The following is a 20444-nucleotide window of genomic DNA, read 5'->3' on the forward strand; positions in this document are numbered from 1 at the left end:
ACTAGGGTTGAATACTTGTCCAGGCGGAGATAAATGGGTTCCGGGACAAAGCGCTGAAGTACCTGAAGAAAAAGCTAGGGTAAGCGACGGAGCCCCGCCTCCTCCTGACGTTCGATGGACAAATCATGGCAATAAACATGTGGCACCTAAGGCTCCTTGGCCATCTGTTGTGAAATCGACCGCCAATGGAGGTGCAGCTAAATATCTACCCGGCACGGATATCGAAGCGTTAGAGCGGCACGCGTTCGTAAATGGTCACGATGTTAACAATGGAAAACCATGGAAAGTAATTGACATGGAAAAAACCATAGGCGCCAACGACGGAAAAGAAACGCCGTACATGAGGGTAGAGTTAAGTGCAAACACAATACACAGACACCCAATATCAGAAGAATCGTTTAGAAAATTAACGAAAAATAAGAAATAATTCATGAACATTGAAAAAATAAAAAATCTTGGCGGCAAGATAACTTTTGACGAAATATCCAGCCTAGCAGGCTCAGAAATCGCACTCATCTCAGATGAATTAAGGGAAGATCTTTTCCAGGCTCTACTTCCACATGAGCAAATAATAGACATTGGATGGTATCCCGAATTCAGTGAACACGGCGCCTTCAGAATCTCATTAATTGCGATTCAAAACTGGGCATCTCCTATATACACCGAAACGGCTAAAACGTGGAACGATCTTGAAAAAGCATTAGATTGCACATTGAATAAAGTAAAAAAAACTTGATATATCGACGCGCTCGCGTCGACGACGGTCGTTAGCCGCTCGCTTATAAATATAATCTGCAAAACCGACTCATCGAAGAGCACCAAGGCTGGGGCACCCTGCGCTATGAATACGACAGCGTCGGCCAGCTCAAACATTGCCTCCTACCTGACGGCAGCAAACCTTGGGGGGGACGCTCTGCAGAGGGTTCGTTTGTTGGCTCCATTTCCTGCGTCCCGTCAGCACTCTCAATCAACCCTCCAAATTAAGCTTCACCTAAGCTTCCCCCGCTAGCATCCCGGCCCATGAACCCTGTCGTCATGAGCCGTGGATGAGTCCTTCCGACATGCAAGCTTTCAATCTCCCGAATCAGCCGCAACCCAATTTCAGCCTCGTGCTGGTCAATTACAAAACGCCGGATATCACTCGGATGTGCCTTGAATTGTTGCGCGAGCACGTTCAGGCGCAGGGTATTGCGGTGTGGGTGGTGGACAACGATTCGGCGGATGCCAGCCTTGAGTACTTGCGCTCCCTCGACTGGATCAATCTGATCGAGCGTCCGTCGCCGGGCAAGGAAGCGGGTCATATTGCCCATGGCAAGGCGCTGGATCTGGCGCTGGAGAAAGTTGAGACCGATTACTTGTTTCTGTTGCACACCGACACCTTTGTCTACGACATGGAAGTGTTCTCGATGATGATGCGCGAGTGCACGAAGAGTGCGGAGATGGCGGCGGTCGGTTGTGTTGAGCAACTTGACCGTGGGCTGCTGCGTGACACCTGGCGTTTAACTTCACGCTTCTGCAAGCACCATGTCCGCCGTGTGAAAGTCTCCTTGGGCCTGCGCTCGAAACAACCACGGCCTTATAAAGAAACACATTTGAAAAGTTTCTGCACGCTGTGGAATGCACGCTTGATGAAGTCGCACGGGCTGCACTTCTGCATGGACGATCGAGTGCCGGGTTATACCTTGCAGGATAAGATGCTCGAGTTGGGCTACGGCATCAGGTTTCTCTCGCCGCGAAAGATTTTCCGCTATCTGGATCACATCCAGGCCGGTACGGTCGCAGCGGCGGGCACTTACGGCAAGGACCATCGCCGTACGAAAATGTATCAGGCAACCCTCAAGCGTTTTCAGGGGCAGCAAGGCAAATCCGGCATGCACGCCTCGACCTGAAATCCGGCCACAAAAAAAAGGGCGACTTCAAAGTCGCCCTTTTTGTTTTCAAATTTTGTATACACATATCGTTGTGAGTTCGCCCAGTGTAATGGCCTGGCAATCCATGCACCGGTAAAGAGCCCTGACACTGGGCGAACGCCGTGGATTTTAATTGAATACGGTGAATATGTCGTCAGCGGAAACATGAAATTTTCGAACTGAAAAGTTAAAAACTGTGTTCACCGATATTTCCCGATAATTGTCCAACAAAAAACGTTTATAAGATTGTTTCCGCACACAAAGTTGTACAAGAAAAACCATATTGTAGAGTTAATACTCAACTATCGTGTTGACTGGTGACTTTCAGGATATCGGTGTAAGTGACAATTACGCTCTGCCCGACTTTCAAATCTAACTGAACGCTGCACCTCGATCGTCACCAGATCACCCTCTTTGAGAGTGGCCTAATAAGGCGACACCCGGCGGCAACATCAACTTCAGCGGCGGGCTTGCCAGTGAGCATAGACGCCGTTCAGGGCTTGACTTGCGTCTGTGGTCCACGGGTTTGTGGCTTCGCGGTCTCCTGGGCGGTGGATTCGCCGCTCGCAGTGCCTTTGCCGCTGTCCTGTCGCTGCTTGGGATCGGTCGGCCGCAGGGCGTCATTATCACGTTCGGTTTCGCCGGCCGGGCGCGGTTCATCGGGGTTGTCGTGTTGGTTGACGGTTGTGTTCATGGTGAGGGTCCTCAGGCTTCGGGGTCGTCCATTTCGCGGGCAACGTTGACCTCGGGAGTGTGCTTGTGCAGATCATCTGCCTTGGCGCGCAACAACTGCCATTGCTCAAGGTCGATGGCGCCTTGTCCGAGCAGGTCGTCGGCGATGCGCTGCAGTTCGAGGTAGTGCGCGTCAGGTGACTGCTGCCACAGGGTTTGATCGTCGAACTGGCGTTGCCAGGTATTGAGGTCTGGGGGTTGCAGGTCGTCGCTCATGGATGAGTCCGGAAATGGCGGGTTTTCGGGTAGAGCCTCTTGCTGGAGGGAGAGTTCCGAACAGTTGCATTAGCGGTAGGCGACGGGTGCCTGTCCTCAGTAGCCGGTCATTTCGAGATAGCCTTGGCCGGGATGGCTGCCGCTGATGTGAACCGGGCCCTCCCAGTAAGGAATTCGCAGGTCCATCCAGGCGTTGCGGTTGAGTGCGTCGACGGCGATGTCGAGGTGTTTGTCGGGGATACGGATCGTCCATTTGACCGGCATGGATCGATCGGCGACCTTGGCGGTGTCTTGCGGCACGAGGCTGATCTGCTCGCTGCGCAAGGTCTGAATCTGACCATCGGCGGCGATCCAGGTGCCGGTCACGTACGGCGCGCCATCCTTCTGGCGCATCCGATAAAGCATCACGTGTTCGCCACTGTCCAGGTGCAGCGAAAACCAGTCCCAGCCAGTCTGATTGGCAGTCAGCGGCTGACTGCTCCACTCGCGGTCAAGCCATGCCGGGCCGCTGACCGTGTAGGTCTGGCCATCGATTTGCAACGTGCCGCTGGCCTGGAAAAACGGCTGGCTGTAGTAATACGAGGCTTGCCCTTCTTCGGATTTCTGGCTGAAGCCCTTGTCGCCCTGCAGCACCAGCGGACGGCTGGAAGTGAGGCGCAGTTGATAGCTGAATTGTTTATCGCGAGCGCTGAGTTGCATCTCGCTCAAGGGATCCTGCGCTTGACTGGCAAACATCCAGTCGTCGATCCACGCCTCGAACGGCGCCAGGCGCACGCCCGCCTGCCCCACTCCGCCCCGGGCATAACGCTCGGCGGCGTGGTGAACCGTGCGCGAAGTGACCGCCGCATGCCCGAGCCAGATTGTCTGGTTGCCCCACCCGCCTTGCTCTGCCACCGGTTTGAGGGCGCTGCGAAACAGCGTCCATTGAACGCCGAAGTCGTTGCCCTGCTGGTCCTTGAGATTGGCGGTGATGTACCACCACTCGATGCGAAAGCCATCATGCGCGCCGTGATCGGCCGGGAAACTGAATACCCGACCGGGCACCACAGGAGTGTACGACTGCGCCTGATCGCCCATGCCGGCAAAGCCCTTATCTTCAGGTGCGGGCTGATCGCAACCAGCGAGCAGTAGCGCCAGCATCAGCACGACGCCATTAATCCTCATGGGCAAATGTCCTCAGCAAGTCAGCCGGTTGCGTGCGGTACAGCGAATACAGCGGCCACGCCGAGGCCAATAAGGTCGCCAGCAACGCCAGGCCCATCAGCTGTAACAACTGCAACGGGAACACCCGCAACGGCAGTCGCCAACCGAACGCCTGCACATTGATCACCGCATCCAGGCACCACGCCAACGCGATACCCAGCGGCAGCGCCAGGAGCAAGGTCAGTACCGCCAGCAGCCAGGTCTGGCCGAGGTTGAGCAGCATCAGTTGCTTGCGCGTCACGCCCAGCGCCCACAGCGGTGCGAGTTGACCGAGGCGGCTTTGGCTCTGGGTCAGCAAGCTGATGAACAGCGCCACGCCAGCCACGGCCAGGGTCAGGCTGTTCAACGCTGCCGTCGCGGCAAAGGTGCGCTCGAACACTTGCACCGACCAGCCTTTGAGTCGCGCCTGATCGATGATGCGGCTGTCATCGAGTTCAAAGCGTGTCTGCAAGGCAGTCAGCAGCGCCGGAATCTGCGCTGGATCGATGCGCAGATTGAAACGGTTCGGCGTTAATTGCGGCCAGCCGCGCAGCAGGTGATCGCTGCTGATCAGCACATGCCCCTTGGGATTGCCGTAATCGGCGTAAATGCCAACGATGCGCGGCGACCATGTACCGTTGGGCGTCGCAATGCTCAGATGATCGCCTGCTTTGAGTTTCAATCTTCGCGCCAGTTGTTCGCTGAGCATCACCGCATCATCGGTCGCCAGTTTCCCCCACGGATCGCCGCCACTGTTATCGAGCAACGGCCAGTGCTGGCGATAGTGCGGGTGGTCGATGATGCCGAAGACATCGGCCGGCCAGCCTTGCAACGTCACCGACACTTCCCAGTTGGGCAGCACCGCCGTCACGTTTGGCTGTTGCTTGAGCCAGCGGTGCATCTCTCGGGCCTGGGCCGGGTTGGTGGGGTTGATGTACAACTCGGCGCTCAGGCGCTGTCCGAGCCAGTCGTTGAAGGTCTGGCGAAAACCGGCAGTCATGCTGCCGGCGCCGATGTTGGCGGCGAGTGCCAGAAGCAGCGCCATCAGCGCCAGACTCAGGGCCGGCAGCTGCTGGCGGCAGTCGGCGAGAAACCACTGGCCCAGCACCGAACGGCTGCGCCCCAGCAGCGGGGTCAACAACGCGCTGAGCAATACCGGCAACGCCAGCGCGGCACCGAGCAAGAGCCCGGCCATCAGCACGAAACCGCTGCTCAGGCTGTTGCCCCAGATCAACGCCGCCAACGCAATCACAAGCAGCCCCGTCGCCAGCCAACCCTGCCGGCGTAACCAGCGCGTATATTGCTGATGCCACGCCTGCGGATCGGCCACCGCCAGCAACGGCAGACGCGCCGCCCGCAGCAAACTGTTGGCCCCGGCCAGCAACGCGCCGAGCAAACTCAGACCGATACCGCTGAACCACCACACGGGACTCAAACGCAGTTGCCCTGCCACTTCAGCGCCATACAAACCGCGCAGGCTGGCGGCGACGTCCGGCAACAGGACGCTGGCCAGCCAATAGCCGCTGATCACGCCGAACAGTCCGCCGATCAGCGCCAGCACACCCAGTTCAACTACCAGACAAGCGACCAGCATTCGCGCGCTGACGCCGCATGCCCGTAGCGTGCGCAGCAAGCCTCGGCGCTGTTCCAGAGCGAGGCCGATGGCGGCGTGAACAATGAACAAGCCGACCACGAACGACAGGAAACCCAAGGCATCGAGATTGAGATGAAAGCTCTCGGTCAGCCGCGCCAGATTGTTTTCTTCACCGCTGCTTTTGAGCTGCAAGCGGTCCTTGAAACTGGCGGGCAACGCTTGATGAAACTCCTTGGGAAGCAACAGACGCGACAGTTGTTCGGGTTGTTCGAGCAGGGCTTGCGCCACGCCGATGTCGACCAGCAACAGGCCCGGCGCCATGTCTTTCTGCACGAGCAACGGCGGCAGTCGATGGCCGCCCACGGTGGGCGGTGTGTCTCCTTCACGCAAGCCCAGCAGCCGCAGAGTTTCCGGGGAAATCCAGGTGTTGCCCGGCGGGGTGAAAAATTCGACGATCCGCTCGATCGCCATGGCCTGCCCGGCCACGGCAGAATCCGCCGGCAGCGACACCGGCTCAATACCCATCAATTGCACGCGCTGGTCTTCGTGGCCCTTGAGGGTCAGCCGGCCCTGCAACACCGGCGAAACCGGCCAGCCCTCACGACGAAGTTCGATGAACCAGCGCTGGGGAAACAGCGCACCATTCGGCGTGCTCAAGCTGGCTTGCGGTTCGCCGCCAATCATCTGGCTGGCCCGCGCGTAGCTGTCGCGGGCTTGACTGTTCAGCGCCTCGACGCCGGTGAGCAGGCTGGTGGCCAGCCACAACCCGGTCAACACGCTGAAAAACTGCACAGGATGACGCCGCCAGTGGCTGAGCAGCGCGCGCAACGTCTGACGCCAAACCCTCACGCCAGCCGCCCGTTGGACAGCACCACGCGCTGCGCCAGCCGCGCGGCGACGCGTTGGCTGTGGGTGACCATCAGCAAGGTCGTCGGCGTGTCGTCGAGCAGTTCGAGCAACAACCGCAGCACGTCATCGCTGGTCGCCTCATCAAGGCTTCCGGTGGGTTCATCGGCCAGTAGCAACTTTGGCTGCGAGGCCAGTGCCCGGCCCAGGGCGACCCGTTGTTGCTGGCCACCCGACAGTTGCTCGGGATAACGCGTCAGCAAATCACCCAGACCCAGCCGCTGCACGAGATGAGCCTGCCAGCGCGAATCGTGACGCCCGGCCAGACGCGCCTGAAAAGCCAGATTGTCTTCGACGCGCAAACTGCCGATCAGGTTGAACTGCTGGAACACCAGGCCGATTTCCGTGCGCCGCCAGTTCGCCAGTTGCGCTTCGTTCATTGATTCCAGTCGATGCTTGCCGCTGCGAATGCTGCCGCTGTCGACCTTGTCGAGCCCGGCAATCAGATGCAGCAGCGTGCTTTTGCCACTGCCCGATTCGCCCATCAGTGCCAGACTGCCACCGGCCCCCAGCGTCAGGTCGACGCCTTGCAGCACCGGCAATAGCCCTTGGGGTGTGGCATAGCTTTTGAAGACGTCGCGAACCTCAAGCATGAGCAGACCTGATCAGTGAACCTGGACCTAGGATAGCGGCCTTGAGCAGGTTTTGTCCGCTGAAGATCGGGCATGCTTGTAATGGATGGGACGAATGGGAATATCGCGGATTCGCTTGAATTTTCGCCGCCTGCGCAGACGTTTTCGCGAGCAGGCTCGCTCCCACAGGGATCGTATTCCAGGGTGAGAAAGAGCCTGCTCGCGAATAGGCTCGCTCGAACTGCTCGAAATTCACTGACCCGAAGCCACACTCGGCGGCGCCTGTTTCGGCGTCACGATGCTCCCCAGATCAATATGCTTCCACTCGGGCTTGGCGCCCAGCCGCGCATTGAACCGATAGTTGAAGGTGAACTCATCCAACGTCGGCACGCTCAACGGTTTGCCATACACCGCTTCAATGCCCGCCAGGTCGTAGCCCATCGACTGCAACAGCGTCGGGAAGATGTTGTAGTGACTGGAGCGATCCTTGTTCACTGCCAGATTTTTCGACCAGTCCGGCGTCTTCAGCCCACTGCCCTGAATTACCACCAGCGGCACCAGCCCTTCCTCTTCCACCGGGTCTCCGCCGCAATGGGTGTTGAGCCCCGGGTTGCCGCGCTCATGCAGATCCTGACCATGGTCGGAGGTATAGATCAGCAGCGCATTGCTTAGATTGGCCTGGGCAAATAACCGGGCGAAGAATTCCCCGACATTCCACAACAGCGTGTTTTTGTAGGCGTTGCGGTAGAGCTCCCAGTCATCCGGCTGGCCGTTGAAACCCGTGCGCTCGCCGGTATCGGCGACTTCGGTGAACTGCCCGCGCGGCAAGGTAGGCCGGTAGGCCATGAACGCGTCCGGGTATTTGTCGTGCACCGGAAAATGCGCGCCCACCTTATTGATCACAATCAACTCGGGACGATCGTCGTTGAGCAATTCGATCAGCTTCGCCGCTGCGGCCATGTCGCGATCGCGCACGCTGGTCTGATCAAATTGCACAAAGCGGTCGATATCGTTTTTCTCGGCAACGGTCATCAGGTTCTGCAGGTTGCCGGCAGTGCGTTGGGCATCGATATACACCGTGCCCAACCCGGCCTTTTTGGCGTACTGCCAGATCGAAGGCAGCGTGCTGTTGATGCGCATGTAATCGGCGCGGGTGCCGCCGTAACGCAGGGTGACATTGGTGTCGGCGCTGCAATTGGCAATCGAGGCGGCATAGCCGTAATTGAACACATCGACACCGGCCGGTGCCTGCTTGAGATTGCTGTGCACGCCAAACGGCGCGTTGATGTCGAGGTAATTGCCGGAAACGCTTTCATCGATGATCAGCACGATGTCATGGCCAATGGCGGGTGCGTTGCGCGCCAGCGTTACCGGCTCACGCGGGCCTACGGTGTCGTGCAGCGCCTCGTAGGCGAACAGGTTCAGATAGGCCAGCGGCGTGTACAGGATGGGCAAGCCACGGGCGCCCTCGCCTGCGCGCAAAAAAAGCAGCCCACTGAGCATCAAAACGCCAACGATGGGCGCCGCCACCCGCAATGCATTCGGTATGAACAGACCATGGCGCGGCTTGAGTCCGATGCCTAACAACAGCAGCAAGCCACTGAGTACGGCATGCAGAATCGCATCCCTGTATTGATACGCCGCTTCCTGAATGAAGCCACCGGAATACACCAGCGAGACAAAATCGCTGTACCTCAGGTAGTCCGCGGTGACCCGCGTATAGACGTCAAAGAAAGCCGCTGAAGCAAACATCGCCAATGCGAACGCATGTCGAATGAGTGCCTGGCGTATATAGGCTGTTAGATATAGCGCCAACGTAAGCGCCAAAAACATCGCGCCAAAAACAAGCACATTAAAACCCCACCCGATAGCATTTAACCGATCCAGGTAATAGTCGACATAAATCAATAACCAGGCAATTAAAAGCAGCTCTTTGGCATATTTGTACATGGGGATACCGGGCGGGCGAAAAACGACAAGTCAAAGGTTTGTCGGTCAGAACCTGACACTAGCAGCCGTCCCAAAAAGCGCAAGAACTGACTGGTTTTCAGATAAAGCGTCAAAAAAACGGTGACTCAAATCTGACACACCAATAACGCTGCAGGTCTTTATTTTCGCGGCTTTCGACCACTTGTCGCTTAAATCAAATCTGAACAAATCTGCATGAAAACAACAAATTCAATCCCGACAATGACTTGATGGCTAATCGCCAAAAAACGCTCAAGTGTTATACAGATGCAACATGTCATTTTGCTGACACGCTTTCCAAACCCTGCGCTATACCCCTTTAACTATCTTCTTCCGAACTTCTTCTTTTCGCTCTATCGAGGGTGCGCAGATGGACGTGAGCGTATTTGGCACAGGCTATGTCGGACTTATACAAGCCGCCGCACTTGCAGATGTTGGTCATCGGGTTTTATGCATTGATATCGATCCGAACAAAATCAAACAACTGCAACAAGCGGTTCCGCCTATTAGTGAGCCTGGGCTGTCCGCAACGCTTGAAGAAAACATCAAGGCCGGGCGTTTATTGTTCAGCACCCAGGCCAGCGATGCGGTGGCCCACGCCGAGCTGATCTTCATCGCCGTCGGCACTCCGGCGGACGAGGACGGCTCTGCCGATCTCAGCCATGTGCTCAATGTCGCCAGGCAGATTGCCGACCTGATGGAGGCTGATCGCACGCTGATCATCAAATCCACCGTGCCGGTCGGCACTGCCGATCAAGTCCTGGCCACGGCCAACAGCGAGTTGCTGCGTCGGGGCAAAACCGACCTGCAAGTGCGCGTGGTATCCAACCCTGAATTTCTCAAGGAAGGCAGCGCCCTCGCCGACTGCATGCGCCCTGACCGGATCATCATTGGTACCCGCGATGACGCCGCCCGCGAGCAGATGAGTGAGCTGTACGCCCCCTTCTGCCGCAATCACGAAAAACTGATGTTCATGGACAACCGCAGCGCCGAGCTGACCAAGTACGCGGCCAACGCGATGCTCGCCACCCGCATCAGTTTCATGAACGAGCTGGCCAACCTCACCGAACTGCTGGGCGCCGACATCGAAGCGGTGCGCAAAGGCATCGGCTCCGACCCGCGCATCGGCTACCACTTCATCTATCCCGGTTGCGGCTTCGGCGGCTCGTGCTTTCCCAAGGATCTGCGCGCCCTGCTGCACACCGCTGAACACAACGGCATGCCGCTGAAACTGTTGCGCAGCGTCACCGATGTCAACGACAGCCAGCGGCACATCCTCTTCAGCAAATTGCGCGCGCAGTTTCCGCAAGGTCTGGCCGGCAAATCCATTGCGGTCTGGGGCCTGGCGTTCAAACCCAACACCGATGACATGCGCGAAGCCCCCAGCCGTTTCCTGATGGACGCATTGTGGGCCGAAGGCGCCAGCGTACAGGCCTACGATCCGGAAGCCATGTCCGAGTGCCGGCGCATTTATGGCTACCGCAATGACCTGCACCTGTGCGCGACCCGCGACGATACCCTTGAAGATGCCGACGCGCTGGTGATCTGCACCGAGTGGAAAAACTTCCGCGTGGTCGATTTCGAGCTGCTCGCCGAGAAACTTCGTTCCAAGGTAATCATCGACGGCCGAAACCTCTATAACCCTGAACAAGTGGCAGCTGCAGGCCTGCATTACAGCGGCATCGGCCTGCGTCACATCGCGCCCGAAGGGCTGCGGCCATGAAAATCCTGGTGACCGGTGCGGCCGGTTTCATTGGTGCCCATTGCGTACTGCGTTTGCTGCGAGACGGGCATTCGGTGGTCGGCCTGGACAATTTCAACCACTACTACGACCCGCAGCTCAAGCACGATCGCGTGCAATGGGTTCGCGAGCAGGTTGGCGATTTTCCGCTCGCCACGGTTGATCTGGCCCACGCCTCGGCCATCGACGCATTGTTTGCCCGCGAACAGCCGCAAGTGGTGATCCATCTGGCCGCGCAGGCCGGGGTGCGTTATTCGCTGGACAATCCACGGGCGTATCTGGACAGCAATCTCAACGGTTTTCTGAACATTCTCGAGAGCTGCCGGCATAACCCTGTCGAGCACTTGATCTACGCCTCGTCGAGCTCGGTATACGGCGCCAACCAGCACACGCCCTACTCCGTTAAAGATGGCGTCAATCATCCGCTGTCGCTGTATGCCGCGACCAAGAAAGCCAATGAACTGATGGCGCACAGCTACAGCCACCTGTTTGGCATTCCCTGCACCGGCCTGCGGTTTTTCACCGTCTATGGGCCATGGGGCCGGCCGGATATGTCGCCGATCCAGTTTGCCCGGGCGATCAGCGAAGGCGAGCCGCTGAAGCTGTTCAATTACGGCGAGCATCAGCGCGATTTCACCTACATCGACGACATCATCGAAAGCATCGCCCGCCTCATCGATCAGCCACCCCGCGCCAATCCGCTGTGGGACCGCGAGCAGCCCGATCCGGCCAGCAGCATGGCGCCGTGGCGACTGTTCAACATCGGCGGGCAGCAGCCGGTCGCGCTGAAAACCTACCTCGCTCTGATGGAGAAACACCTCGGTCAGAAAGCCATTGTCGAGCTGCTGCCGCTGCAACCGGGCGATGTGCTCAACACCTGCGCCGAAGCCAGCGATCTGGCCCAGGCCACCGGATTCCAGCCCCGGATAGAACTGGAAGAAGGACTGGGCCGCTTCATCGCCTGGTTTCGCGACTACTACCCCACTGCCCGTAAGCCGCTTGCGGCTGAATGAATGCGGAGGCCCCCATGACTGGACATGAACAAGGTGTACCGATCCAACACATGCGCCGTGACAAGCGCATTGACCCCGAACATCGCATGCGCCTCGACGCGGCGATCCATCGCCAGGGTCGCGGCTGGTTCAGTGGCCGCGATGGCGGGCGTCCGTGGCAACTGTCACGCACCAACCGGGTGGTCGCCTGCCTGGGCGCGCTGATGATTCTGCTGCTGATCTCGCCGCTGCTGCTGGGGGTGGCACTGGCCATCAAGTTCGCCAGCCCGGGGCCGGTGCTGTTCGTGCAGAAACGCACCGGCTATCGCGGCCGCAAGTTCGGCATGTTCAAGTTCCGCACGATGGTCTGCAATGCCGAAGAACTCAAGGAGTCGCTGCGTCACCTGAACAAACACGGGGCCGACGCCATTGATTTCAAGATCGACAAGGACCCGCGCGTCACCGGCATCGGCAGTTTTCTGCGGCGCACCAGCCTCGACGAACTGCCGAACCTGATCAACGTGGTGACCGGTGACATGCGCCTGGTCGGCCCCCGCCCGACCTCGTTCAACGCCTACCGCTACAAGGACAATCACCTCGCTCGTCTGGCGATCTACCCCGGCATGACCGGTCTGTGGCAGATCTCCGGACGCAGCAACATCGACTTCGACCAGCGCGTTGAGTTGGACCTCAGCTATATCGCCGAGCAGAGCCTTCTGCTTGATCTGAAGATTCTGTTGAAAACCCCCTTCAAAGTATTCAGCGGCCACGGAGCAAGCTAATGGACGGTTCAACCAATAAAAGCCTGAGCATCGCCAGTCCCAGCGAATCGAACCTGACTTCGACCGTGCTGGATCTCGATCTGCGGATCCTGTTCCTGACCGCCGCCAACCCCGGCGCCGGCACGACCACCAGCGCCCTGGCCCTGGCCAGTCAACTGGCGCAAATGAGCAGCGGCCAAGTGCTGCTGGTCGATGCCAGCCAGTCGGCAGACAACCTCACCCAGCAGATGAACCTCGGCAAGGAGCGCGGCCTGCGCGACCTGTTGTTCAACCCGGACAACCCGCCACTGTTGCAGGACTGCGTGGTGCAGGTGTCGAGCCTGCCCTTTCATGTGCTGCCCAATGGCCGGCCGATTCGCACGCTGGAGCACCTGACTCCCGAACGCCTGAGCCCGTTGCTCAAGCAGTTGGGCAGCCAGTACCGCTTTGTGGTGATCGACGGAGACGCGGTGTACTCCGCCGCCGACACCCTGGTCATCAGCACTCAAGTCGACGGCGTGGTGTTTGTCGTCCGCGCCGAAGACACCCGCTGGGAAGTCGCCCAGGCCGCCGTGCAACGCCTGACCCAGGCCGGGGCAAAAGTAGTCGGCAGCGTATTCAACCGGCGCAAGTACTACATGCCCAAATGGCTTTACAAAAACCTGTAAGCGAACGCAAAGGATGACGCCATGAACGCCAGAATGCTTGTCCTGCTGTTGCTGCCGCTTGCAGGCTGCTCCAGCACTTCCGAGACCCGCAACATGCCGGTGAATATTCTCACCGCCGCACCGGCCAATGCGCAGGCCACCGACATGCCGAGAGTCGAGCAGACCCTGCGCCCGAAAGATGTGCTGGATGTGATTTTCCATATCAGCACCAGCGGCTCGGACGCCTACCGCGTGCAGTCGGGTGACCAGATCGGCTTGAACTTCACCGCCGCCAGCCAGCTCAACGGCACTCAACTGGTGCTGCCCGACGGCACCATCGAACTGCCGGGCGCCAACACCTCGGTGAAAATCGCCGGTTTGACCAGCGACGAGGCCCGTCAGGAAATCCAGCGCGTCTATCAGCGCAAGCAACTGTTCCAGCCCAACCGCAATCAGCTCTCGGTGCAGATTCTGAGTCCGCTGAGCAATGAGCAGAACCTCAAAAGCGCGTTGAACCACCCGGCCACCGGCATGAGCCGGGAGATCACCGTTGGCACCGACGGCTACGCGAGTTTTCCGGACATCGGCGCCGTGCCGCTGCAAGGCATGACCGTCAACCAACTGGAGACTTTCCTCAACCAGAGGTACGCGCAACTACCGGGCCGGATGACCGTGGACGTGCTGCTCAAGTCCACCGCCGGCAACGAAATCTATGTGCTCGGCGAGGTCGCCCAGCCCGGCTCCTATCCGATCCGCCGACCGGTGTCAGTGCTTGAAGCGCTGACTCTGGCGCGGGGCACCAACGTCAAGGCGCGCCTCGATTCGGTGGTGATCATGCGGCGCAACGGCAATCAGGTGCAGGCGATGAACTACGACGTCGAGAAGGCTCTGTCCGGTGAGGCGCCACAAATCGCTTATCTGCAGCCGGACGACATGCTCTACGTACCCAAAACCAAACTGGCCAGCGCTGGCGAACTCGCCCGCCAACTGGCTGATGTGGTGCTGTTCCAGGGCGTCGGTTTCAGCTTCGGCTACCGCGTCGACAACAAAGGCAGTGACAACTGACTCTCAGGTGAACGACATGAACCCAAAAGAAAATTACCTGCACGAGTTCTTCAGGATTTTCTTCGCCAACAAGCAACTGGTGAAGCGCATCTTCCTGACCTTTGCAGTGATCGCTCTGCTGCTGCCTTTGCTGCTCAAACAGAGCTTCGATATCACCGCGCAGGTGATCGTGCAGTCGAAAAAACTCTCCCAGGGCGACGCCACCACGTCGCTCACGGTGGACAATGCGACCTTCATTCCGCCGTCGTTGGCGGACATGGAAACCGAGAGCAATATCCTCCGTTCGCCGGCGCTGATTCGCCAGACCATCAGCGAGCTGCGCGACAAGGGTCAGTACAACCCGCCGCCGGGGATGCTCAGCAAGCTGGCCGGCGAACCGTTCAAGCGTTACGTCAGCACGCCGCTGCGCGAATACCTGGTCAATCCGCTGCGTGATGCACTGGGCATGGAAACCGACCCGGTGCGCGACACGGCGCTGGACGGCTTGACCCAGGACGCTATCGACAATCTGAAAATTGAAACCCTGCCGGGCTCCAATGTCATCTCGATCGTCTACAGCTTCCCTGATCCTGCCCAAGGCACAACGTTCGTTGCCACGCTGCTGCGAAACTATCTGGTGGATCGTCAGGCGTTGCAATCGATCGAGCTGCCACACTCGTTCTACGAGACCAAGAAGCATCAATATCAGGTGCGACTCGACGGTCTGGAAGGCGCGCGACTGAGCCTGCTGGAAACTGTCGGTTCGTCCGATCCGAAAGAAGAAATCACCTTTCGCCTCAACGCGATCAATACCGAAGAGCAGGCACTCAACCTGTATCGCGATCGCTTGCTGCAAAGCCAGCGCTGGCTCGATTACCTGAAAGCCAGCCTGGCCGCCGCCAACACCAACAAACTCAATGACTACACCTTCCCGTTCACCTTCACGACGACGGTTGACAACATCGCGTTCGAGGATCGCGAGATCCGGCAGATGGGCGAGCAGTTGACCACTCAGGTCAGCCGCTACATGAACGACCTCGCGGTATTCCAGCCTGGCAGCGAGCCGATGTTACTGGCCCGCGAGCAAATTGCCCGCACACGTCAGCAGTTCCTCAAAGTGGTCAACAACCGCATCCAGGAACGTGCGATCGATCTTTCGGTGGTGAGCCAGGTCATCGAGCAGAAAACCGCGCGCATTGCCGAGTTCAAGAATCGAATTCATCAATTGCAGCAAACCCAAAGCAAGCTGCGCCAGATGGACACCGAGATCGGCGCGCTGCACGCGGCGTTCTCGACCTATGCGCAACGCTTTGCCGAAAGCAGCACGACGCGTGCGCTGGACAACGACTTGTCCAATGCCCGAGTGCTGAGTCCGCCGTACGAACCGACCGAGGCAGCTTTCCCCAAACCACTGCTGATTATTCCGTTCGGTCTGTTTACTGGCCTGCTACTGGCGATCGCCTTCGTCTACGTGCGTGAGTTCTTCGATCACCGCTTCAAGCATCCGGCGCAAATCAGCCATGAACTGGGCCTGCCGGTCCTGTTGGTGCTCAACGAGGAAACGCCGCAGGCCGGCAATCCGCACAAGCACTGGACCATGCCACGCCTGGTTCACTGGGTGCGCAATTGAACGCGGCGTCCACCCCGAGCGTCGCGCTGCCGATCATTCATTTGCTCAGCAGCGGCGGCTTCTACGGCGCCGAGCGGATGTTGCTGGATCACTGCCTGGCGACGCCGGGGCAGCACCAAGTGCTGTTCCTCGACGCTCCACCAGCCTTGATCGAGCGCTTTCGTGACGCCGGGGTGGACGCCTGCGGCTGTGCCGGGCTCGGTGGACTGCTGCGGCATTTGCACCAGCGGCGAAACGAACAACCGCTGATCAATACGCATAACTTCAAAGGACTGCTGTTCGGATGGGTCGGGGCAACGCTGTTGCGCCTGCCACTGGTGATTACTCAACACGGCTTCACCCCGCGCAGTCGCAAGCAGAAGTTCTACACCTGGCTGAGCCTGCAACTGTGCCGCACGGCGTCGGTGAACAAAGTGGTTTGCGTGGCCGAAAGCATCGCTGCGCTGCACCGTGAGGCCCGCGTGCGAGCGGAGAAACTGCAGGTGATTCCCAACGGTTTGCCAGCGGCGCAGGCCCTGCAACCAGCGGCGAATCGGCAGCGCTGGCTGGCCGGTTACGTCGGTCGGTTGAGCAGCGAAAAAGGCCCGGATCTGTTCCTCGATGCGCTGATTGCGTTGTGTCATCAGCACCCGCAACTGGATGGCGTGATGCTCGGTGACGGTCCGGAACGTGAGGCCTTGCAAACGCGCATCGCTGCGGCCGGTTTGCAGCAGCGGATTCGCTTGCCGGGCTATCAGACGGCAATGCAAGGCTGGTGGCAGCAGCTCGATGCGCTGGTGATCAGCTCGCGCACCGAGGGCACGCCGATGATCCTGCTCGAAGCGATGCAGGCGGGTGTGCCGGTGGTGGCGTTCGCGGTCGGCGGTATTCCCGATGTCTTGCAGGACCGCCACAACGGCCTGCTCGCCGCGCCGACCGACACCGCCGCCCTCGCCCGCCAGCTCGACACATTGCTGGCGGAACCGAAGTTCGCCGCGCAGTTGCGCGACAACGCAAAACGCACACAACAGGACCGCTACGACCTCAAGGCTCTGGCCGAACACTGGTCGCAGTTGTACATCCACACGGCACGGGAGGCACGCGCATGATTTTCCCGCTCTCGATGGTCAGTCTGCTGGCATTGGTTTGCCTGGCTTTACTGGCCAGTCCTTATCCATTTCTGGCGCCGGGGGCGGTGCTCGGGCTGCTGGCATTCACAGTGCTATACCGCAAACCGTCCTGGGGCCTGCTGGGCATTGCCGCGCTGGTGCCGTTTGAAGGGTTCTTCAAGGACAGCGCGTTTTCCGGGAGCAAATTTCTCGGTGCGTCGCTGGCGCTGATCCTGGTGTTGCAGTTGGCGTTGCATCAGATTCCATCGCACCGCCTGCGCAGCAATCTGTGGCGCTACCTGGTCGGCTTTATGGCGCTGTATATGCTGAGCCTGCTCACCACCGACAATCTGGGCATGTCACAGAGTCATCTGCGTGAGCTGAGTGTGGGGCTGATCCTGTTCGTGATCACCTTGTTGGTCGGCCGTGAATTGAACCTCGATCTGTTCGCCCGGCTCGTCACGCTCAGCGTCAGCGCGACCTGCGCGATGGCAATGTTTTCCAGCAAATTCCAGGACAAGGGCCGCGCCGCCGGCCTGCTCGAAGACCCGAACGCCTTTGCCCTGCTGATCGCCTTCGCCGTGCCGCTGGGCCTGCTCCTGGTGATTCGCAGCCCTAATCTGCTGCACCGTCTGTTCTGGGCCGGCTGCTGCCTCTTGCTGCTCGGCGGCATGACGAAAACCGAGTCGCGTTCGGGGCTGGTGGTACTGGCGTTGAGTCTGGCGATCGGTGTCTGGCACTACCGCCAGCAGCTCACACGCATTCGTCCACGGCATTTCGGCTTCGCCATGCTCGGCGCCGCCATCGTGCTGCCGTTGGCGATTTATGCGATGCCTGCCGGGTATCTGGCGCGCATCCAGTCGCTGAGTATCCTGAGCGCCGGGGCCAAGGCCCAGGATGAATCCCTCGGCCGGCGCGCTTCCTACATTGTCGTCGGCAGCCAGATCATCCGCGAGCATCCGCTGCTCGGCTCTGGCCCCGGTACCTTCCCGCTGCACTACGCAACCACCGGTTATGCCAAGGCGTTCTCGGCCAACCGCAAGATCGGCGATCTGTATCGTCGGGCGCATAACACTTATCTGGAAATTTTCAGCGAACTGGGTATTCCCGCCGGCCTGTTGTTTGTCGGCATGCTCGTGCAGGGTTTCTACAACCTGATCCGCGCACGACGCGCATGGCTTGAGCGGCGCGAGTGGCAGCACGCGGACCTGGTTACCCACCTTGGAATGAGTTTTCTGTCATTGACGTTGTTCCTGATGTTCCTCAGCGCGCCGAACCTGAAATACCTGTGGATCATGCTTGCGCTGACTTGGGTGCTGCGTCTGAAAGCCGAGCAGGCAACGCTGACGGAGGCCAGGGCATGAGCCGGATCAGCATTGTCATTCCGATGTACAACGAGGCCCGTCACATCGGCCGCACCCTGCTGGCCGCTCGCAAAGCCGCCAACGCTGCCGACATCAACTGTGAACTGATCGTGGTCGACAATGGCTCCACTGACGACGGGCCTCACATTGCCCGCGCATTCGGCGCGCAGGTTCTGGTGCTGCCCGGCCTGCTGATCGGCGCCTTGCGCAATCGGGGCGCAACGGCTGCCAGCGGCGAATGGCTGGCGTTCATCGATGCCGATATCGAGATGCCCAAAGACTGGCTGAATCAGCTATTCACCCTGGCTGCAGGCGACCAGGGCGACGTCTTCGGCCTGGACTTGCACACCCCCGCCGCCGCGCCATGGTTCGCCGCCGCGTGGCAGCGCCGCTCCTGGCGCTCGCCGAGCCGCGCCAGTCGCTCCGTGCAGTGGCTGCCCAGCGCGAACCTGCTCATGCGCAAAAAGTGGTTCGACAAGGTTGGCGGATTCAACGAATCCCTGCGCACCGGTGAGGACAAGGAATTCACCCTGCGTCTGCACAGACAAGGGGCTCGCTTGCTGTCGGTCAACACCAGCGTCGCCCTGCATTGGGGTTATGAAATGACCTGGCGCGAATGGATCGGCAAGGAACTGTGGCGTCAGGGCAGTCACTTGCAATTGCTGCGCAGTCACGGCCTGAGCCTGCGTCTACTGCGTTTTCCGTTGCTGTCAGCGCTGGTGTGGTTGCTCGATGCTCTGGCGATCATGGCGCTGCTCACGGGCTATGCAAATCAGGCATTGATGCTGCTGATGCTGGGCCTGCTGCCAAGTCTGTTGCTCAGCATGCGGCAAAGCATCCGCCAGCTTGATGTCAGCCTGACCTTGCAACTCTGGGGCCTGCACTGGGTGCGCCTGCATCTGGCCAGTGCGGCATTGATTCTCGGTCTGTGTCATTGGAACGCCAGGAGGCCCGCCCGTGGCTGAATTGATTTTTTGCCTGTGCCTGTTGCTGCCGGCGTACGCCTACATCGGCTACCCGCTGCTGCTGACGCTGCTGGCCCCGCTGTTCCCGGCCTGGCGACATGCCGTGGCACCGCCGCTGAACATCAGCATTATCATTGCCGCGCACAATGAGGCGCGGCACATCGAGCACAAGTTGCGCACGCTGCTGGCCCAGGAGTATCAGCCCGCCGCGCTGCAGATCATTCTGGCCAGCGACGGTTCGACCGATGACACCGTGGCCTGCGCGCACAAAGTGATTGATCCGCGCATCACCGTGCTCGACCTGCCGCGCCAGGGCAAAGCCGCCACACTGAATGCCGGCGTCGCCGTAAGCTCAGGCGACATTCTGGTGTTCACCGACGCCGACAACCAATGGTCGCGCGACACCCTCGGCCACTTGCTCGCGCCGTTGAGCGATCCGCAAGTCGGTGCCTGCGCCGGGCACATGGTGATCCCCGTCACCGGCGGTGGCCTGAGCATCGGCGACAGCCTCTATCGGCATTATGAAGGCTGGTTGCGCCGGGTCGAAAATCGCACCGGCTGCATGGTGTCGGCCGATGGTGCCCTTCTGGCGCTGCGCCGCGAGTTGTTCCAGGACGTGCCGTCCGAGGTCAACGACGACTTCTTCATCAGTACCTGCGCACCAGTGGCGCACAAACGTATCGTCTACGTGCCCCAGGCCCAGGTGATCGACCAGGGCGTCGACGAAGCGGACAAGCAATGGCGCCGTCGCCAGCGGGTCACCGTCGGTGGTCTGCAGAGCCTGGCGCAACGCAGCGAGCTGCTTAATCCGTTCAAGCACGGCCTGTATTCGATCGCATTGATCAGCCACAAATTGATCCGTCGACTGGCGCCGGTGCTCTTGCTGCCACTGCTGCTGAGCAATTTCTGGCTGTGGAACGAGCACGGTTTCTATCGCCTGAGCCTGGCCGGGCAATTGATTGGCTACTCGATTGCGATCGCCGGCCTGCTGGATTCGCAACACCGTTTACCCAAACCTTTCCGCCTCGCGGCATTCCTGCTGGTCACGCTGGCAGGCATGAGCGTCGGCCTGTGGCAGTTCCTGCGCGGGCAACGGTACGCACAGTGGAATCCTGACCAGAATCGTTGAGAG

Annotated in this window: 19 protein-coding genes; 13 read left to right on the forward strand and 6 right to left on the reverse strand. The window is 59.5% G+C overall.

The window, feature by feature from the left end; translation table 11 throughout:
- From HU727_RS16010 to HU727_RS16025, 3 genes are all read left to right on the forward strand, one after another.
- On the forward strand, positions 1-427 hold a 427-nt coding region (locus HU727_RS16010), incomplete at its 5' end, for a hypothetical protein (protein WP_217847134.1).
- Positions 428-430: 3 nt separating this feature from the next.
- A complete protein-coding gene (locus tag HU727_RS16015; RefSeq protein WP_186532522.1) occupies positions 431-736 on the forward strand; it encodes a hypothetical protein in 306 nt (101 codons plus the stop codon).
- A 325-nt stretch (positions 737-1061) separates the two neighbouring features.
- Entirely contained in the window at positions 1062-1889 is an 828-nt protein-coding gene (locus tag HU727_RS16025) for a glycosyltransferase family 2 protein (RefSeq protein ID WP_186532689.1), read from the forward strand.
- Between the two features lie 514 nt (positions 1890-2403).
- Here HU727_RS16025 and HU727_RS16030 read toward each other — a convergent pair.
- The 6 genes from HU727_RS16030 to HU727_RS16055 all read right to left on the reverse strand — a co-directional run bounded on the left by HU727_RS16030 (position 2404) and on the right by HU727_RS16055 (position 9062).
- Positions 2404-2604 carry a hypothetical protein gene (locus HU727_RS16030; RefSeq protein WP_186532523.1) on the reverse strand — a complete coding sequence of 67 codons (201 nt, stop codon included), beginning with the start codon at positions 2602-2604 and terminating at the stop codon, positions 2404-2406.
- Between the two features lie 11 nt (positions 2605-2615).
- Positions 2616-2858 (reverse strand): hypothetical protein, encoded by a 243-nt coding sequence (locus HU727_RS16035; RefSeq protein ID WP_186532524.1) that lies wholly within the window; start codon positions 2856-2858, stop codon positions 2616-2618.
- A gap of 96 nt (positions 2859-2954) precedes the next feature.
- On the reverse strand, positions 2955-4022 hold the full coding sequence (locus tag HU727_RS16040; protein WP_186532525.1) for a lipocalin-like domain-containing protein: 1068 nt from the start codon (positions 4020-4022) through the stop codon (positions 2955-2957).
- Positions 4012-6483 (reverse strand): ABC transporter permease, encoded by a 2472-nt coding sequence (locus HU727_RS16045; RefSeq protein ID WP_186532526.1) that lies wholly within the window; start codon positions 6481-6483, stop codon positions 4012-4014. Before HU727_RS16045 ends, HU727_RS16040 begins: the two co-directional genes overlap by 11 nt.
- Positions 6480-7133, reverse strand: coding sequence for an ABC transporter ATP-binding protein (locus tag HU727_RS16050; RefSeq protein ID WP_186532527.1), 654 nt, complete (start codon positions 7131-7133; stop codon positions 6480-6482). The genes HU727_RS16045 and HU727_RS16050 overlap by 4 nt, the downstream gene beginning before the upstream one ends.
- 231 nt (positions 7134-7364) lie before the next feature.
- On the reverse strand, positions 7365-9062 hold the full coding sequence (locus HU727_RS16055; protein WP_186532528.1) for a sulfatase-like hydrolase/transferase: 1698 nt from the start codon (positions 9060-9062) through the stop codon (positions 7365-7367).
- A 388-nt stretch (positions 9063-9450) separates the two neighbouring features.
- Here HU727_RS16055 and HU727_RS16060 point away from each other — a divergent pair, with 388 nt between their 5' ends.
- The 10 genes from HU727_RS16060 to HU727_RS16105 are packed head-to-tail and all read left to right on the forward strand — an operon-like array spanning position 9451 to position 20441.
- On the forward strand, positions 9451-10803 hold the full coding sequence (locus HU727_RS16060) for a UDP-glucose dehydrogenase family protein (protein ID WP_186532529.1): 1353 nt from the start codon (positions 9451-9453) through the stop codon (positions 10801-10803).
- Positions 10800-11834, forward strand: coding sequence for an NAD-dependent epimerase (locus HU727_RS16065; RefSeq protein ID WP_186532530.1), 1035 nt, complete (start codon positions 10800-10802; stop codon positions 11832-11834). The genes HU727_RS16060 and HU727_RS16065 overlap by 4 nt, the downstream gene beginning before the upstream one ends.
- 14 nt (positions 11835-11848) lie before the next feature.
- Positions 11849-12595: a sugar transferase gene (locus HU727_RS16070; protein ID WP_186532531.1), complete on the forward strand. Its 747-nt coding sequence runs from the start codon at positions 11849-11851 to the stop codon at positions 12593-12595.
- The gene (locus HU727_RS16075) at positions 12595-13242 is read left to right on the forward strand and encodes a CpsD/CapB family tyrosine-protein kinase (RefSeq protein WP_186532532.1); all 648 of its coding nucleotides are present in this window, start codon (positions 12595-12597) and stop codon (positions 13240-13242) included. Before HU727_RS16070 ends, HU727_RS16075 begins: the two co-directional genes overlap by 1 nt.
- A 21-nt stretch (positions 13243-13263) precedes the next feature.
- Complete coding sequence (locus HU727_RS16080) at positions 13264-14286, forward strand: polysaccharide biosynthesis/export family protein (protein WP_186532533.1); 1023 nt, start codon at positions 13264-13266, stop codon at positions 14284-14286.
- 16 nt (positions 14287-14302) lie between these two features.
- Positions 14303-15895 carry a GumC family protein gene (locus HU727_RS16085; protein WP_186532534.1) on the forward strand — a complete coding sequence of 531 codons (1593 nt, stop codon included), beginning with the start codon at positions 14303-14305 and terminating at the stop codon, positions 15893-15895.
- Positions 15892-16983: a glycosyltransferase family 4 protein gene (locus HU727_RS16090; RefSeq protein ID WP_186532535.1), complete on the forward strand. Its 1092-nt coding sequence runs from the start codon at positions 15892-15894 to the stop codon at positions 16981-16983. Before HU727_RS16085 ends, HU727_RS16090 begins: the two co-directional genes overlap by 4 nt.
- Positions 16980-18347 (forward strand): O-antigen ligase family protein, encoded by a 1368-nt coding sequence (locus HU727_RS16095; RefSeq protein WP_186532536.1) that lies wholly within the window; start codon positions 16980-16982, stop codon positions 18345-18347. The genes HU727_RS16090 and HU727_RS16095 overlap by 4 nt, the downstream gene beginning before the upstream one ends.
- A complete protein-coding gene (locus HU727_RS16100) occupies positions 18344-19312 on the forward strand; it encodes a glycosyltransferase family 2 protein (protein WP_186532537.1) in 969 nt (322 codons plus the stop codon). The genes HU727_RS16095 and HU727_RS16100 overlap by 4 nt, the downstream gene beginning before the upstream one ends.
- Complete coding sequence (locus tag HU727_RS16105; RefSeq protein ID WP_186532538.1) at positions 19305-20441, forward strand: glycosyltransferase; 1137 nt, start codon at positions 19305-19307, stop codon at positions 20439-20441. The genes HU727_RS16100 and HU727_RS16105 overlap by 8 nt, the downstream gene beginning before the upstream one ends.
- Positions 20442-20444: the final 3 nt, after the last annotated feature.

The organism is Pseudomonas khorasanensis (assembly GCF_014268505.2).
GTDB lineage: Bacteria > Pseudomonadota > Gammaproteobacteria > Pseudomonadales > Pseudomonadaceae > Aquipseudomonas > Aquipseudomonas khorasanensis.

Coding starts and splice junctions, on each gene's coding strand:
- HU727_RS16080 (WP_186532533.1), top strand. CDS start 13,264: ATGAACGCCAGAATGCTTGTCCTGCTGTTGCTGCCGCTTGCAGGCTGC.
- HU727_RS16065 (WP_186532530.1), top strand. CDS start 10,800: ATGAAAATCCTGGTGACCGGTGCGGCCGGTTTCATTGGTGCCCATTGC.
- HU727_RS16100 (WP_186532537.1), top strand. CDS start 18,344: ATGAGCCGGATCAGCATTGTCATTCCGATGTACAACGAGGCCCGTCAC.
- HU727_RS16075 (WP_186532532.1), top strand. CDS start 12,595: ATGGACGGTTCAACCAATAAAAGCCTGAGCATCGCCAGTCCCAGCGAA.
- HU727_RS16030 (WP_186532523.1), bottom strand. CDS start 2,604: ATGAACACAACCGTCAACCAACACGACAACCCCGATGAACCGCGCCCG.
- HU727_RS16085 (WP_186532534.1), top strand. CDS start 14,303: ATGAACCCAAAAGAAAATTACCTGCACGAGTTCTTCAGGATTTTCTTC.
- HU727_RS16025 (WP_186532689.1), top strand. CDS start 1,062: ATGCAAGCTTTCAATCTCCCGAATCAGCCGCAACCCAATTTCAGCCTC.
- HU727_RS16015 (WP_186532522.1), top strand. CDS start 431: ATGAACATTGAAAAAATAAAAAATCTTGGCGGCAAGATAACTTTTGAC.
- HU727_RS16060 (WP_186532529.1), top strand. CDS start 9,451: ATGGACGTGAGCGTATTTGGCACAGGCTATGTCGGACTTATACAAGCC.
- HU727_RS16095 (WP_186532536.1), top strand. CDS start 16,980: ATGATTTTCCCGCTCTCGATGGTCAGTCTGCTGGCATTGGTTTGCCTG.
- HU727_RS16070 (WP_186532531.1), top strand. CDS start 11,849: ATGACTGGACATGAACAAGGTGTACCGATCCAACACATGCGCCGTGAC.
- HU727_RS16055 (WP_186532528.1), bottom strand. CDS start 9,062: ATGTACAAATATGCCAAAGAGCTGCTTTTAATTGCCTGGTTATTGATT.
- HU727_RS16040 (WP_186532525.1), bottom strand. CDS start 4,022: ATGAGGATTAATGGCGTCGTGCTGATGCTGGCGCTACTGCTCGCTGGT.
- HU727_RS16050 (WP_186532527.1), bottom strand. CDS start 7,133: ATGCTTGAGGTTCGCGACGTCTTCAAAAGCTATGCCACACCCCAAGGG.
- HU727_RS16035 (WP_186532524.1), bottom strand. CDS start 2,858: ATGAGCGACGACCTGCAACCCCCAGACCTCAATACCTGGCAACGCCAG.